Origin of the sequence: Salimicrobium salexigens (genome assembly GCF_900156705.1) — a bacterium.
Taxonomy (GTDB): Bacteria; Bacillota; Bacilli; order Bacillales; family Halobacillaceae; genus Salimicrobium; species Salimicrobium album.
In genome coordinates, this window is record NZ_FTOK01000009.1 from 31,656 (window position 1) to 45,578 (window position 13,923).

Annotated in this window: 11 protein-coding genes; 7 read left to right on the top strand and 4 right to left on the bottom strand. The window is 48.2% G+C overall.

What is annotated here, in order from left to right; translation table 11 throughout:
* Positions 1-5: 5 nt before the first annotated feature.
* Positions 6-950, top strand: coding sequence for a nucleoside hydrolase (locus BW931_RS10940; protein WP_076572288.1), 945 nt, complete (start codon positions 6-8; stop codon positions 948-950).
* Positions 951-988: 38 nt separating this feature from the next.
* Positions 989-1,873, top strand: a complete 885-nt coding sequence (rbsK, locus tag BW931_RS10945; RefSeq protein ID WP_076572289.1) for a ribokinase — start codon at positions 989-991, stop codon at positions 1,871-1,873.
* 59 nt (positions 1,874-1,932) lie between these two features.
* On the opposite strand, the gene pstB is transcribed toward rbsK, so the two are convergent.
* The 4 genes from pstB to BW931_RS10965 are packed head-to-tail and all read right to left on the bottom strand — an operon-like array spanning position 1,933 to position 5,595.
* Entirely contained in the window at positions 1,933-2,754 is an 822-nt protein-coding gene (gene pstB, locus BW931_RS10950) for a phosphate ABC transporter ATP-binding protein PstB (RefSeq protein WP_076572291.1), read from the bottom strand.
* A gap of 18 nt (positions 2,755-2,772) precedes the next feature.
* Positions 2,773-3,651, bottom strand: coding sequence for a phosphate ABC transporter permease PstA (gene pstA / locus BW931_RS10955; RefSeq protein ID WP_076572293.1), 879 nt, complete (start codon positions 3,649-3,651; stop codon positions 2,773-2,775).
* Between the two features lies 1 nt (position 3,652).
* Positions 3,653-4,579 carry a phosphate ABC transporter permease subunit PstC gene (gene pstC, locus BW931_RS10960; RefSeq protein ID WP_076572295.1) on the bottom strand — a complete coding sequence of 309 codons (927 nt, stop codon included), beginning with the start codon at positions 4,577-4,579 and terminating at the stop codon, positions 3,653-3,655.
* Between the two features lie 44 nt (positions 4,580-4,623).
* Positions 4,624-5,595, bottom strand: coding sequence for a PstS family phosphate ABC transporter substrate-binding protein (locus BW931_RS10965; protein ID WP_076572296.1), 972 nt, complete (start codon positions 5,593-5,595; stop codon positions 4,624-4,626).
* A 329-nt stretch (positions 5,596-5,924) separates the two neighbouring features.
* On the opposite strand from BW931_RS10965, the gene BW931_RS10970 reads away from it, so the two are divergent.
* From BW931_RS10970 to BW931_RS10990, 5 genes are all read left to right on the top strand, one after another.
* Positions 5,925-7,337: a cobyrinic acid a,c-diamide synthase CobB gene (locus BW931_RS10970; protein ID WP_076572298.1), complete on the top strand. Its 1,413-nt coding sequence runs from the start codon at positions 5,925-5,927 to the stop codon at positions 7,335-7,337.
* Positions 7,309-8,142 carry a cobalamin-binding protein gene (locus tag BW931_RS10975; protein WP_076572300.1) on the top strand — a complete coding sequence of 278 codons (834 nt, stop codon included), beginning with the start codon at positions 7,309-7,311 and terminating at the stop codon, positions 8,140-8,142. The genes BW931_RS10970 and BW931_RS10975 overlap by 29 nt, the downstream gene beginning before the upstream one ends.
* Positions 8,135-8,320: a hypothetical protein gene (locus BW931_RS10980; protein ID WP_076572302.1), complete on the top strand. Its 186-nt coding sequence runs from the start codon at positions 8,135-8,137 to the stop codon at positions 8,318-8,320. Before BW931_RS10975 ends, BW931_RS10980 begins: the two co-directional genes overlap by 8 nt.
* 137 nt (positions 8,321-8,457) lie before the next feature.
* A complete protein-coding gene (locus BW931_RS10985) occupies positions 8,458-9,309 on the top strand; it encodes a VOC family protein (RefSeq protein WP_076572304.1) in 852 nt (283 codons plus the stop codon).
* 225 nt (positions 9,310-9,534) lie between these two features.
* Entirely contained in the window at positions 9,535-13,863 is a 4,329-nt protein-coding gene (locus BW931_RS10990) for an AAA domain-containing protein (protein ID WP_076572306.1), read from the top strand.
* Positions 13,864-13,923 lie beyond the last annotated feature (60 nt).

A 13,923-nucleotide genomic window follows, 5' to 3' on the forward strand; every position in this document is an offset into this window, starting at 1 on the left:
ACATAATGGAAAAAAATAAAAAAGTGATACTGGACTGTGACCCTGGGCACGATGACGCGATGGCGATCATTCTGGCGGCTTCCGGCATAAGCAATCTGAAAATCGAAGCGATTACGACGGTAGCGGGGAATGTGGAAGTCGAGAAGAATACGCTGAACGCACTGAAGGTCTGTGATATTTTGGGACTTGAGGACATTCCGGTCGCCGAAGGGGCGGAGCGTCCAATGGTGAAGGAGCGGGAAATCGCGGAGGCGATTCACGGAGACAGCGGCCTGGACGGGCCGATTTTACCGGAGGTGCCCGAGAAGCAGATTGTGGAGACCCATGCGGTGGATCTCATCATCGAAAAGATAATGGAATCGGACGGAGATATCACTCTGGTGCCGACAGGGCCGCTTACCAACATAGCGATGGCAATGGTCAAAAATCCTGCAATCGTGCCGAAGATCAAAGAAATCGTCCTGATGGGCGGCGGAACATTCGGAAACTGGACGCCGGCGGCGGAGTTCAATATTTATGTGGATGCGGAAGCGGCGAAAGTCGTATTTGAAAGCGGCGTACCTATTGCCATGTTCGGGCTTGATGTGACGCATCAAGCCGTGGCCACTGACAGCGTGACGAAGGAACTGGACGGGATCGGCAATCCTGTATCCGGGTTTGTCGTCGAACTGCTGGAGTTCTTTGCGAAGACGTATAAAGAAGTGTTCGGATTCGATGGAGCGCCGATCCATGATGCCTGCACCGTAGCCTATTTAATGGATGAATCTATTTTTGACATGCGTCATGTACGGGTAGATATAGAAACAAAGGGAGAATTTGCGTACGGCATGACCGCCGTCGATACGCTGGCGGTCACGGGAAGGGAGCCGAACGTGAATTTTGCCTATAGTCTTGATGCAGATAAGTTCTGGGAATTGTTCCGGAAGGCGCTCACTTCCTATAGCGATTGAAGTCATGACCCGGCAAACGTAGAAAGGAGTGGTACCGGATGAAGCGACCGGCTGTAACGGTGATCGGCAGTATTAATGTTGATATGATAACGAAGACCACTGTCGTTCCTGATCAGGGAGAGACGGTACTCGGAGATGAGTTCCATATTAAATCCGGAGGGAAAGGCGCCAATCAGGCGATAGCTGCAGCCCGCCTTGGAGCAGAGGTCTCCATGATCGGAAGAGTGGGTAAGGACGCTCACGGCGAGGATATGCTGCGGGTGCTGGAGAGAGAGTCGATCGACACGGCTGCCGTCGAAAAAACGGACGGGGTCCATACGGGAGTGGCGAATATCATCATATCCAATAACGATAACCGGATTACGATCGTACCGGGAGCGAACAATGAAGTGTCCAGGGACTACGTCCGTCAGTTCGAGAAGGAGATTGCAGCCAGCGATATCGTACTATTACAGTTCGAAATTCCTCTGGAGACCGTCATGTATTGTCTGGAAGTGTGCGAAAAACACGACGTCCCGGTGATTGTGAATCCTGCACCGGCGCGTAATCTTCCTGATGACTACTGGAAGAAAGCGGACTACATCACACCGAACGAAAGTGAAGCGGCACAGCTGTTCAGCGAAGCGGAAATAAGCGGGGATCTGGCGGATAAGCTGGTTATCACTAAAGGCGAAGCCGGGGTGTCCTACAGTGAAAATGGCGAATCCGTCACGGTGCCGTCCTACCCTGTGACTCCCATCGATACGACAGGTGCGGGCGATACGTTCAACGGGGCCCTGGCCGTCGCACTCGCCGAAAACGAATCGATGACTTCGGCAGTAAAATTCGCGAACGCTGCTTCCGCCCTCTCGATCCAGAAGTTCGGGGCACAGGAAGGGATGCCCGGCCGGAATGAAATTCATGCTTTTCTTAATGATCAGTAAGCGTAAAGCGGGGTACTGTATGCTTCCACCTAAGCTCAGAGGCGTGGCGGAATGTTGAATCAGCCGAAGCGGCCGGTAATATAATCTTCCGTGCGCTTATCTTCAGGGTGGGAGAAGAGGGTAGTTGTGTCGGCATGTTCGACGACCTGACCGTCCAGAAAAAACGCCGTTTTATCCGAAATTCTCGCTGCCTGCTGCATATTGTGCGTAATGATGACAATACTGTAGCGTTTCTTAAGATTCTGGACGAGTTCTTCAATCTTCCCGGTAGAAACAGGGTCCAGGGCAGAGGTCGGTTCGTCCATCAGAATGACCTCGGGTTCAATCGCGAGACATCTGGCAATGCAGAGACGCTGCTGCTGACCGCCGGATAATCCGAAGGCATTCTCATCCAGCCGATCTTTCACTTCGTCCCAAAGGGCGGCTTCCTTCAGACTCTTCTCTGCAATTTCCTCCAGGATTTTTTTCTTTTTGATCCCGTGTGTTCTGGGACCGTAGACTACGTTTTCGTAAATCGATTTCGGAAAAGGATTTGGATGTTGAAATACCATCCCTGTGTTCGTCCTCAATTCTTCAACTTTGTATTTCGGACTGAAAATATTTTCGCCATCGTATGTCACAGTTCCATTCATCCGGACGGATGGAACCAGTTCGACCATTCGGTTCAAGGCTTTTATGAATGTCGATTTGCCACAGCCTGATGGTCCTATGATCGCAGTAACTTTATTCATGGGTATAGTCATGTCTATTCCATAAAGCGCCTGATTCTCGCCGTACCACAAGTTGAACTTCTCCACAGCATAAATTGCCTTCGTTTCTTCCTGTACCTTCTCTTTCAGAGAGACGAGTGATAGTTGTTTGTTATCCTTTAATATGTTCATCATAGATTCCTCCCGGATTCAGTATCGTTTCGAATATTTATGCCTGATCAGAACAGCAACAGAATTCATAAGCAGGAGGATAAACAGGAGAATGATAATACCTGTCGAGGCGACCAGATGGAATTCCTCCTGAGGTCTTGCCGTCCAATTGAAAATTTGTATAGGCAGTACCGTGAAACCGGACCAGATGTTTTCTGGCAGATAAGCGATGAACGATAGGGCGCCAATCATCAGTAAGGGAGCCGTCTCACCAATGGCCCGGGACAAAGCTAAAATTCCTCCTGTCAAAATACCGGGCAGGGCTGCCGGGAGTACTACCCGGCGTATGGTCTGCCATTTAGTGGCTCCCATGGCGTAGGAGGCTTCGTATTGACTATTCGGAATGGCTCTGATTGCTTCCTGGGAGGCTACCACTATAATTGGAAGAATCAATAGACTCATGGTGAACCCCCCGGCTATGATGCTTCTTCCCATCTCCATCAATCGGACGAATACGGTAAGTCCGAGCAGTCCGAAAACCACCGACGGTACGCCTGCAAGGTTGGATATATTCATTCGTATGAACCGGGTAAACATGTTTTCTTTAGCATATTCTTCTAAATAGATAGCTGTGCCGACCCCGAGCACGACTGAGACAGGTGCCGTAACCGCCATCAGCCATACAGACCCTGTAATTGCTGCTTTTATCCCGGCTTCTTCCGGGAAACGTGAAGCAAAGCTCGTCAGAAAATCTATGTCCAGATACGGAAGCCCCTCCCGGAATATGCGGTATAGCAATACGGCAAGGACAACGATTCCGAAGACGGAAGCCGAAAAGAAAATCTGACGCATGATCCGGTTGCTGAAGAGCCGTTTCTTTCTTTTTCTTTGAACGAGCTGTTTATCGACCAGGTTCATATCAGTACTCCTCCTTGAAGCGACGGGAGATATATTGGGCCAGGAGATTCATGAGCAGGGTGAAGACGAACAGGGTCATTCCTACAGCGTATATACTGTAATAAGTCGTAGAGCCGTAGGAAGCATCCCCTAATGTCACCTGAACGATATAACCGGTCATCGTCTGGATCGATTGTGTAACGTCTGTCGTCAGTGTCGGAGTAGAGCCGGCAGCTACGGAGACAATCATCGTCTCGCCGATGGCCCGGGACACTCCCAGCAAAAAGGATGCTACGATTCCGGAGAGAGCTGCCGGAACGACGACTTTAAGGGCGACCTCCAGTCTGGTCGAACCGAGAGCCAGAGCTCCCTCTCTCATGGAATCAGGCACGGAGCTCATCGCATCCTCAGACAGGGAAGCAATCATGGGAATGATCATTATACCCACAACAATACCGGGGCTGAGAGCATTGAAGATAGGTAAGTCTTTGATAAAGAGCTGAAGCATCGGTGTTACGAATGTAAGAGCAAAGAACCCATAGACAATTGTAGGAATCCCGGCGAGAACTTCGAGCACCGGCTTCACAACTTTTCGGACGTTACCCGGAGCAAATTCACTTAAATAAATGGCCGATGCCAGTCCTGTGGGAAGTGCTACAAGCATTGCAATGGCTGTTATTAACAGAGTCCCGGTTATCAAGGGAAGAATGCCATAGCTGGCATTCTCGCCAAAGGGCCACCATTCTGTTCCGGTCAGAAACTCTACAATGGAGATACGGTTAAAGAATGTAACGGTTTCTACTAACAGCGTCAGAGTAATGCCGATGGTCGTCAACACGGATATGCTTGCACAAAGCAGGAAAAAGGCCGGTACTGATTTCTCAAGAATAGAAAGGAAACGCCGATTTGATTTCTTTTCATCTATCATCCTTTTAATGTTTACTGTCATGACTTTACTCCCCTTTTACATAGTGGAGTGCTGGTATGCACGTGTTACTTCCCTGCAATGCTATCGAGTTCCTGCAACGCTTCTTCGTAGGCGCTGTCAGGCTTTCCGACATAACCGACCGATTCCGATATCGCACCGGCATTCTTCAGGGCGTATTCCGTGAAATTATATACCGCTTCATTTTCAAGTGCCGAATGCTTCACGTATACGAAGAGCGGTCTTGAGAAAGGATTGTATTCACCGGACTGGACCGTTTCCTGATCAGGTGCCACTGCTTCTCCGCTGTCATTAACAATCGGTACGGCCTTCAATTGTTCCTTATTTTCAGCATAGTAGGCGTATCCGAAGTAACCGATGCCGTTTTTAGAACCCGTCACTCCCTGGACCAGTACGTTATCATCCTCGGATAATGAGGCATCCTGACGAATCTCGCCTTCTTCTCCGAGGACTACTTCGCTAAAATAATCGAATGTACCTGAATCTGCTCCGGGGCTGTAAAATTGAATTTCTTCTTCCGGCCATCCTTCTCTGACATCCGCCCACGTGGTTACGTCCCCGTAGGAGGACCACATTTTATTCAATTCCTTGACTGTCAGTTCATCGACCCAGTCGTTTTCTTTGTTGACGACGATGGATAGGCCATCAAGAGCTATTTCGAATTCCGTGTAGTCGATTCCTGCTTCTTCAAGAGATGCTTTCTCTTCGTCCTTGATTGGACGTGAGGCATTGGATATGTGTGTCTCACCGGCTGCGAATTTTTCAAAGCCGCCACCACTTCCGGAGGTGCCGATGTTTACGCGGGCGTCCGGGTTTTCTTTCTGATATTCTTCTGCCACAGCTTCCATTATGGGGAACACAGTAGACGACCCGTCCACTACGACTTCCGGACCATCACTCTCTGCATTTGCGCTTTGGCTGTCCTCCTCTGTACCTTTACTCTCTTCTGTATTTCCACATGCTGCCAAAACAATCAAAAACAGAATTGCTGTTGCGAGAAACAATAATTTCGATTTCATACTTTCTCCCCCTCACGGATCGATGGTTGTCAGAAAAAGAGAATGACTACCTTCTCTGCAAGTTCTATTGTAAAGTATGAATGTTATTACCTTATTAACCCGGGGTAAATGTTCTGTAAAGCTCGCTTAAGGGGAATAAGCGGCAAAATTCCTCTTTCTTCCTGAAATAAAAAAATGCAAGGTATTTATTGAAATTTCACAAAATATAACTACTGTACTATACTTTTATTGGGAAATGAAAAACGGAAATGAAATAAATTTTTACTTAAGCGCTTTCAATATAGAGTGAGCTTATTTATATAACCGCTCAGGAAAGGAGGAAAGTAGAAATGAAGGAGAAGAAAATAGTTATTGCCGGTACCGGAAGCGGAACAGGTAAAACGACAATCACGCTCGGACTGATGGAGGCTTTAAAGAAGCGGGGGCAAAAGGTACAGGGCTTCAAATGCGGCCCGGATTACATAGACCCGACTTTTCATACGGCGGTGACGGGACGCCCTTCCCGGAATCTGGACAGCTGGATGCTGACGCCTTCACAGATGACTGACGTATTTATAAACGGAAAGCGGGGCGCCGATATTTCTGTCATCGAAGGCATGATGGGACTGTTCGACGGCAAGAGTCCGGATTCCAACCGCGGGAGTGCGGCTGAGATAAGCGCGATGACGAAAAGTCCGGTCATCCTTGTCGTGAACTGCGTGAACATGGCCCGCAGTGCAGCCGCTGTCGTGAAGGGCTTTCAGCTTTTCGATGAGCAGACGGCAATCGCTGGCGTCATTGTAAACGAAGTGGGCAGTGACGGTCACTACCGGTTAGTGAAAACGGCGATTGAACAGGAGTGCGGCATTCCCGTAATCGGCTATTTGAAACAGGAACCCGGCATCCAGATGCCGGAGCGTCATCTTGGCCTTATCCCGGCGATTGAACGGGGAGACCTCGATGCCTTTTTTGACAGGCTCGGAGATCTGGTTCTTGAGACGGTTGATGTGGACCGGCTGCTGGAACTGTCCGGAACAGAACCGGTCGAAACCGGGGGAGAGCCCTCCATGTTCGAGGAGAAGCGGGATACACGGGTCCGGATCGCCGTGGCGAAAGATGCGGCGTTCAACTTCTACTATCCGGAAAATTTGGAGATTCTGCAGGCGAAGGGAGCAGAATTGATCGAGTTCTCTCCGCTCCGGGGAGAGAGCGTGCCGTATGAGGCGGACGGTCTGTATCTCGGAGGCGGCTTTCCGGAAGAGTTCGCATCACGCCTGGCGGAAGAAAAAGAAGCGGCGGTTTCTGTCCGTGAGGCCGTCCAGGAGGGATTACCGACGCTTGCGGAATGCGGCGGTTTCATGTATTTGACGGATTCAATCGAAACGACGGACGGTAAAACGCACCCGATGACGGGAGTGATCCCCGGGAAAATCCGCATGCAGGAAAACCTGGCTGCGATAGGGTACAGAGAAATACGCGGCAGAAGCGGCAATTTTCTGCTGGAAAATCTCGTCGTCAAAGGTCATGAATTCCACTATGCCGTCTTTCACCCGGAAGAAGAACAGGTGCCTGCTGCCTATCATACGGAAGATACGGGCGGGGCGGGCGACACCGGTTATCTGATTCATAACGCAGTAGCCGGTTTCCCGCATTTCCATTTCGGTTCCTGTCCTGAGGTGGCAGAAAAATGGGTGGAAAAATGTACAGCGTACCGGAAAGGGAAGGTGGAAGATTATGAAACTGATATCAATCTGTCCGAGTAACACTGAGCTTGCGGTGTATCTCGGTCTGGAGGAGTCACTTGTCGGAGTGGATGACTATTCCGACTGGCCGGAAACGATCGCACAGCTGCCAAGACTGGGCCCTGATTTAAGCATCGACATGGATCTCGTGGAGGAGCTGGAACCGGATATGGTGCTCGCTTCGCTGACCGTGCCCGGCATGGAGAAGAATATCGAAGGTCTGGAGGAGCGGGGTATTCCCTATGTTATCGTACCGAACCCGACAACGCTGACGGAAGTCGGGGACTGTCTGCTTTTCGTTGGAGAAGCGACGGGAACGAAAGAAAAAGCCGGGCAACTGCACGCAACGTATCAGTCTATCCTCCAGCATTACAAAAAGCTTGCTGAACAGGTGGAGGAGCAGAAAACAGTGTACTGGGAATGGTGGCCGAAGCCGATCTTCACTCCGGGTGCCGCTAACTGGTTAACGGAAATCAGTGACCTGTCGGGTGCTGTGAACGTTTTCCATGACCGGGAAGAGGCGAGTGTACAGACGGACTGGGAAGAAGTAAGAACGAGGGACCCTGATGTGATGTGTGTCGTCTGGGTCGGTGTACGCCAGGAGAAAGTGAATACGAAAGTCATTCACAGCCGTGAGAAATCGGAAGAGATGCAGGCGATTAAAAATAAGGAACTTCATGTTCTCGAGGAGCCGCTGTTCTGCAGGCCGTCTCCGCGGCTTTTGGCAGGGCTTGTGAAAGTCGCTCACCTATTGCATCCATCTGTCTACCCGCCGTACCCGGAAGGGAAAGATCCGCTGACGGAATGGAGGTATCCGGATGATTGAACGCTATCACTGTTGTGCTACGTGCAAACATTTCCGTATCGACGTACAGGACGACGGAGACCGGCGCATTTACTGCGAGAGGCTCGGGTTCGACACAAAACCGACCTATCAGTTTAACTGCTGGGACCCGAAGGATCAGGTCATAAAAGCGATGAAACAGGAAGAGGAATCAGAGTGAGAGAAGAAGTGTGACAGGATACTCCTGTCCGCTTCTTCTTTTTTATGGCAGGTTTTCAAACAGCGTTTAAAAAAGCGGAGAGGAGGTAAAATGACAAGCAGAAACATATGCAGTATTAAAAGAAGGGAAGAGAGGAAATGTTTTATCATCAACGGCCGTTCAGATTCGTAAAAGATGTCGTGCTGAGAGTTACGGATCTCGACACGTCGCTGCAGTTTTATAAAAAGTATCTCGGGCTCAGCGTACTTGAGCGGGAAGCGGACAGAGTCAAGCTGACGGCGGACGGTGAGTACGCACTGCTGTCTCTCGAGGAACTCGGGACGCCCGCGAGAAAAGAGCGGGAGCGGACAGGACTGTATCATCTGGCTCTGCTCGTACCTTCAAGAGCCGCCCTCGCAGAAGTACTCGACCATTTAGCCGATAAAAACATACCCGTCGGCTCGGCCGACCATCTCGTAAGCGAGTCGCTGTACATCAGTGATCCGGACGGCAACGGTTTGGAAATTTACGCCGACCGTAGCCCGTCCGAGTGGGAATGGCATAACGGCGGAGTGATTATGGGCGTGGCCCCGCTCGATTTCGAAGATCTTCGAAATTCCGGTGAGTCTGCGGAGAACTTTCGGAAACTGCCGGAAGAGACAGTAATCGGTCATATCCACCTGCACGTCTCTGATTTACAGGAAGCCGAGAATTTTTACACGGACGGTCTCGGGTTCGCTACAGTGAGCCGTCTCGGAGACCGGGCGCTGTTTCTGGCGGACGGCGGCTATCATCACCACATCGGCCTGAATACGTGGGCCGGCACCGGCATACCTGCTGCTTCCCGGGAGACTCCCGGGCTGGAGTCATTTACGATCGTGCTTCCGGATAAAGGGACAGTGGATCAGACCGTCCGCCGCTTGAAGGAATTCGGTGCGCCGGTTACGGAAAGAGAAGGAGCTGTTGTGACGGAGGACCCGTCCGGCAACCGGATCAGGCTTGTAGTGTAATTATCTAATAAGTAAATAATATAGAAAGAGCAGAGAAGCCAGATTAAATTCTTGTCCTCTGCTTTTTTACATTTTTGGTAAAGTATAACAGTGAGAGATATTACTTTAAAAGGTAATCGTTTTTTTGAATTTAAATTACGGTTTGTATTTCATCGATACACAAGTGGGTTTTCTCATGTAATAATAGAAAAAAGAGGAAATAATAACATAGCGAGGTGCATCTGCATGCAAAGTGTTCAAAACGATAAAGGAGCTAGATTTTTTAAATACCTGCTCGAACTGAACAATCTGGTTGGAAAAGTCGACAGAGATTACCGAGGATATGAAATGGTATGGGAAAGGGAATCTATTGAAGATTTAGAAGGTGTCCGTTTGTTTGAGGAATGTGTAGAAGAAGACCGCGTGTTCGAAATCGATCGACCTTCCATAACTGAAAAAGATAAACGCCCTCCACAAGTACCTTTCATTCTCGAGGGTTGGATTAAGGGAAATATAAAGGATATAGATCATCTGCCGACCTATTACATAGAACGTAAAGAGAAAAGTGACGACAAAGAAGCAACTACTGTATCTTTCGAAGAAGAACCGAAACGAGTGGAGGCATTTAATGCTTGGGAAAAAAGATGGAAAGAATGGGCGGATAAACTCAGAGAAAAGCGTATCGTTTTAGATCTTTATGATAAATTTTTCCACCTGGTTTCCCGTTTCGATCAAGAAGGGGACACATTGGAGTTCATCTATGGGCGAGGCATACTAACGTGGAGCCATGGCGGTAAATCAGTGGGAACCATTAGGCATCCGGTTATTTCCGCGAAGCTTGAACTCGAGCTGAATCCGCGACAGAAGAGAATTATCGCAAAAACCTCTGAAGATACCGTGAAAGTGGAAAGAGACATGTTCTCTGGTATTCAATTACCGAACCGTCGGATTCTAGACGAAGTTATTTCATCTATGCAGGACCAGGGAATTGACGAAGATTTTGAAGAGTTATTTGAACAATTCGTCACGCTCATACATCCCGACGGCGCAGTAAAAGATATGAAGAAACATATAGATATTAAAGCGACACCTGCTATCTATAATCAAGAAGTCTTCGCTGTGCGAAGTAAAAAAGTCCGTGTCCTCCGCGAGGATCTTGAGCAAATTATCGGAGGCGTGGAGGATGGTTCTCTAGAAATGACGGAGGCGGTCACTTCTATTTTTGAAGGGAAATCTCCTCGGAATTCAACGGAAGGAAAAGGAGACACAAAGAACCCTCTACCGAAAGATCATCTTTATTTTCCTTTACCCGCCAATGAGCAGCAAAGGAATATAGTGAATCGGATCGATAATAACTTTGGTGTCACTGTACAGGGACCACCAGGAACAGGGAAAACGCACACGATTGCAAACCTTGTATCCCACTTTCTTTCTCAGGGAAAAAGGATTCTTATTACTTCACAGAAAGAGAATGCTCTTAAAGTGCTGAAGGATAAAATCCCCGAGTCCATCCAGGATCTTTGTGTCCCGGTTTTGGGTGGAGGTCGCGATTCCATGGAGGGTATTGAAAAGTCGATCCGCACGCTCAGTGAACAGCTGGGTGAATTAGACGAACCTAGACTCAGGAAGAATATTGAACATAATCTCCAGCTGCTGGATGAAAGCAAGCGGGAAGAAGCACGACTGACGAATAAGTTGAAGTTATATACAGAGAAAGAAGGAACGCCCCTTATCTACGGTGGGGAAAAGCTCTATAAGTATGATGTAGCCAAACAACTTGCCCATACGGACATAGACTATTCCTGGATCAAAGACGATATTGGCATGGAAGTTGTCTTTCCCCTTTCTGTAGAAGAATGGACTGAATTCTGGACTTTGAAAAATCGGCTCAGAACAGAAGAGCTTTCTCTACGCGACAAACGCCTTCCGTCGCTTGATATGGAAATTATGAGTGTACCGAAATTCAATGACCTGGTCGAAGAGGTAGGAGAACTGGATGATTACGAAGATGAAGGACAACGGATCATTGACACCTACCAGTTAAAGGAAGATAGAGCCTCCCTCGCACAGTGGGCGGAACGTATGGAGAGGGTTCTTTCCTTTCAGACATTGTTACAAGAAGATTCTTCCCGCATGATCGTTGATGATTTGAAAGCAGGAGGTTCCAGAGAAGCGCGCTGGCGCAACCTGTATAAGGAGCAAAAAACAGGAGTAGGGAGACTGTTTGAACTGTATAACGACTTGATTTCCGAAAATGTCCAACTTCCTGACAAAAGTCTGAAAGAAATCGAAGAAGATATACGTACGGCTAAGGAACCTGTAGAACAAGGGAAGAAGCCTTCCTTCCTCTTCTTTCTGTTTAAAGGAAAAACCACAAAGTATTTATTTGAAGAAGAAGTGTTGAATGGAAAACCACTTGAAACTGTGGAAGATTTTGAGGTTATAGAACATTACTTAGAGTATGCGAAATTGAAGGAAGAGACAGCCCGCGTGTTGAACGGAAACTTGCAGGAAGTAGGGGCTGAAGAAATAAGTCAGGGTAATTCCAGATTTCCGCATGAAGCGGAAGAAGCGTTGGAAGCTATCAGGCAAGTAATAGAGTATGTTGACGAAATCAAACAGATCAAACAGCAACTTCCTATTGAAATAGATTTCTATGACTTTGCGAATATAGAAGAATTTCGTAAAGAGCTGAATGTAGCGGATAAGTATGTTGCTTTGAACCATTGGAGAATTCGTCAGAAAGAGGAAACGGCTAAGCTGAAAGAGGTATCGAACGAAACAGATATCCATCCGATTATCCATGAATTCATTGTTGCGATGGAGACAGGAGATAACCAGAAATGGGAGACTGCTGTAGATCAGTTACTTCACTTCGGAGAACGCAAGAAGCTGGTAGTGGAATTTTATGAATACTTTCAAAAATTAAAACAGTCGCTGCCGGCAACTGCCGCTTTTCTGGAGTCGAAAGTCGGCGAAGAACAGGAAATGCCGGGAAATTATAAAGACGCCCTCGAGAATCAGAAGCTGCAAACGTGGCTTGATGAAACGAAAGATGTAAACGTAGGTCGCCTGAAAGACAGACTCGAAGAACAGCATAAAGAGCAGAAGCGTTTAATCCGTGAAGTGGTCACCGACTCAACGTGGAAATCACAAATGGAGCGTATTACGGATGAAGAGAAACGAGCGCTGTCTTCCTGGAAGACTTACATCAAACGGTATGGAAAAGGCACCGGAAAGTCAGCTCAGAGGAACCTGAAGGGAGCTCGTAACTCCATGAAGACGGCTCAGGGTGCCATTCCGGTCTGGATTATGCCGGTCAACCAGGTGCTTGAGAACTTCCCGGTGACGAATGAAAAATTTGATGTCATCATTTTTGACGAAAGCAGTCAGTGTGATCTGTTTTCGACGAATGTTCTCATGCGCGGCGAGAAGATGATCGTCGTCGGGGACGAGGAACAGATCAGCCCACAGGCTATCGGAACGAAGGATGAAGACGTACAGGAACTTGTACGTCGGTATCTTTACGATGTTCCAAACGCCAATCTCTTCGACGGAAACATCTCTTTGTATGAAATGGCCGAGCAAACTTTTCCGAAAGAAGGAAAGCTCATGCTGCGGGAGCATTTCCGCTGTGTGCCGGAAATTATTCAATTTTCAAATGACTTGAGTTATGGGGGAGAAATGATTCCGCTGCGTCTCCCTGTGGAAGAAGAGAAGTTGGAGCCACCTGTACTCGCACGGAAAGTCGAAGATGGGTACAACGATGCTAAAGAAAAGGATATCAATGAGCCGGAAGCGGATAAAATCGCAGCAGATATGCAGGAAATGGTGAGTGATCCTGCGTATGACGGGCAGACCTTTGGTGTTATTGCCCTGCAGGGACAAAAGCAGGCTCAATTATTGGAGACAAAACTTCGTGAGGCTATTGGTGACGAAGAGTTTGTAGAGCGGAAGGTGATATGTGGGGATGCTTACACTCTACAGGGGGATGAACGGGATGTTATTTTCATGTCGATGGTCGTTGCACCGGAAAGAAGGTTCCGCTCTTTGACAAAGAATAGTGAAAAGCAGCGGATAAACGTAGCTGCAAGTCGTGCCAAGAATCAGATGCGCCTGTATCATTCCGTAGACACTAATGATCTGAAACCCGATGACTTCCGTTACCAACTGCTCAGCTACTGCAAAAACCCGTCACGGGTCGCTGATGAACTGAAGAATCTCGAGGAATATTGTGATTCTCCGTTCGAAGTGGATGTCTTGCGCGCCATTCTTGCAAAAGGATATAAAGTAACTCCGCAAGTGAAAGTAGGACGGTACCGCATCGATCTTGTAGTCGAAGGTATGAGAAATCGACTTGCTGTAGAATGTGACGGCGAAAAGTGGCACGGACCGGAAAAGTTCGAAGAAGACAAGGTTCGTCAGGAGTCCCTTGAAAGAGCCGGCTGGGAATTCTGGCGTCTCCGGGGCCGAGACTTCTACCTGAATAAGAAAGAATCATTGGAGAGTTTATGGCAAAAGCTTGAAGAGATGGAGATTGAACCGCAACATTATGAGGAAAAACAAAAACTTTAGCTTTTAAGCAATATTCGTAGTACGAATGAAAAGAAGGCAATCTTTGATCACTCAAAGGTT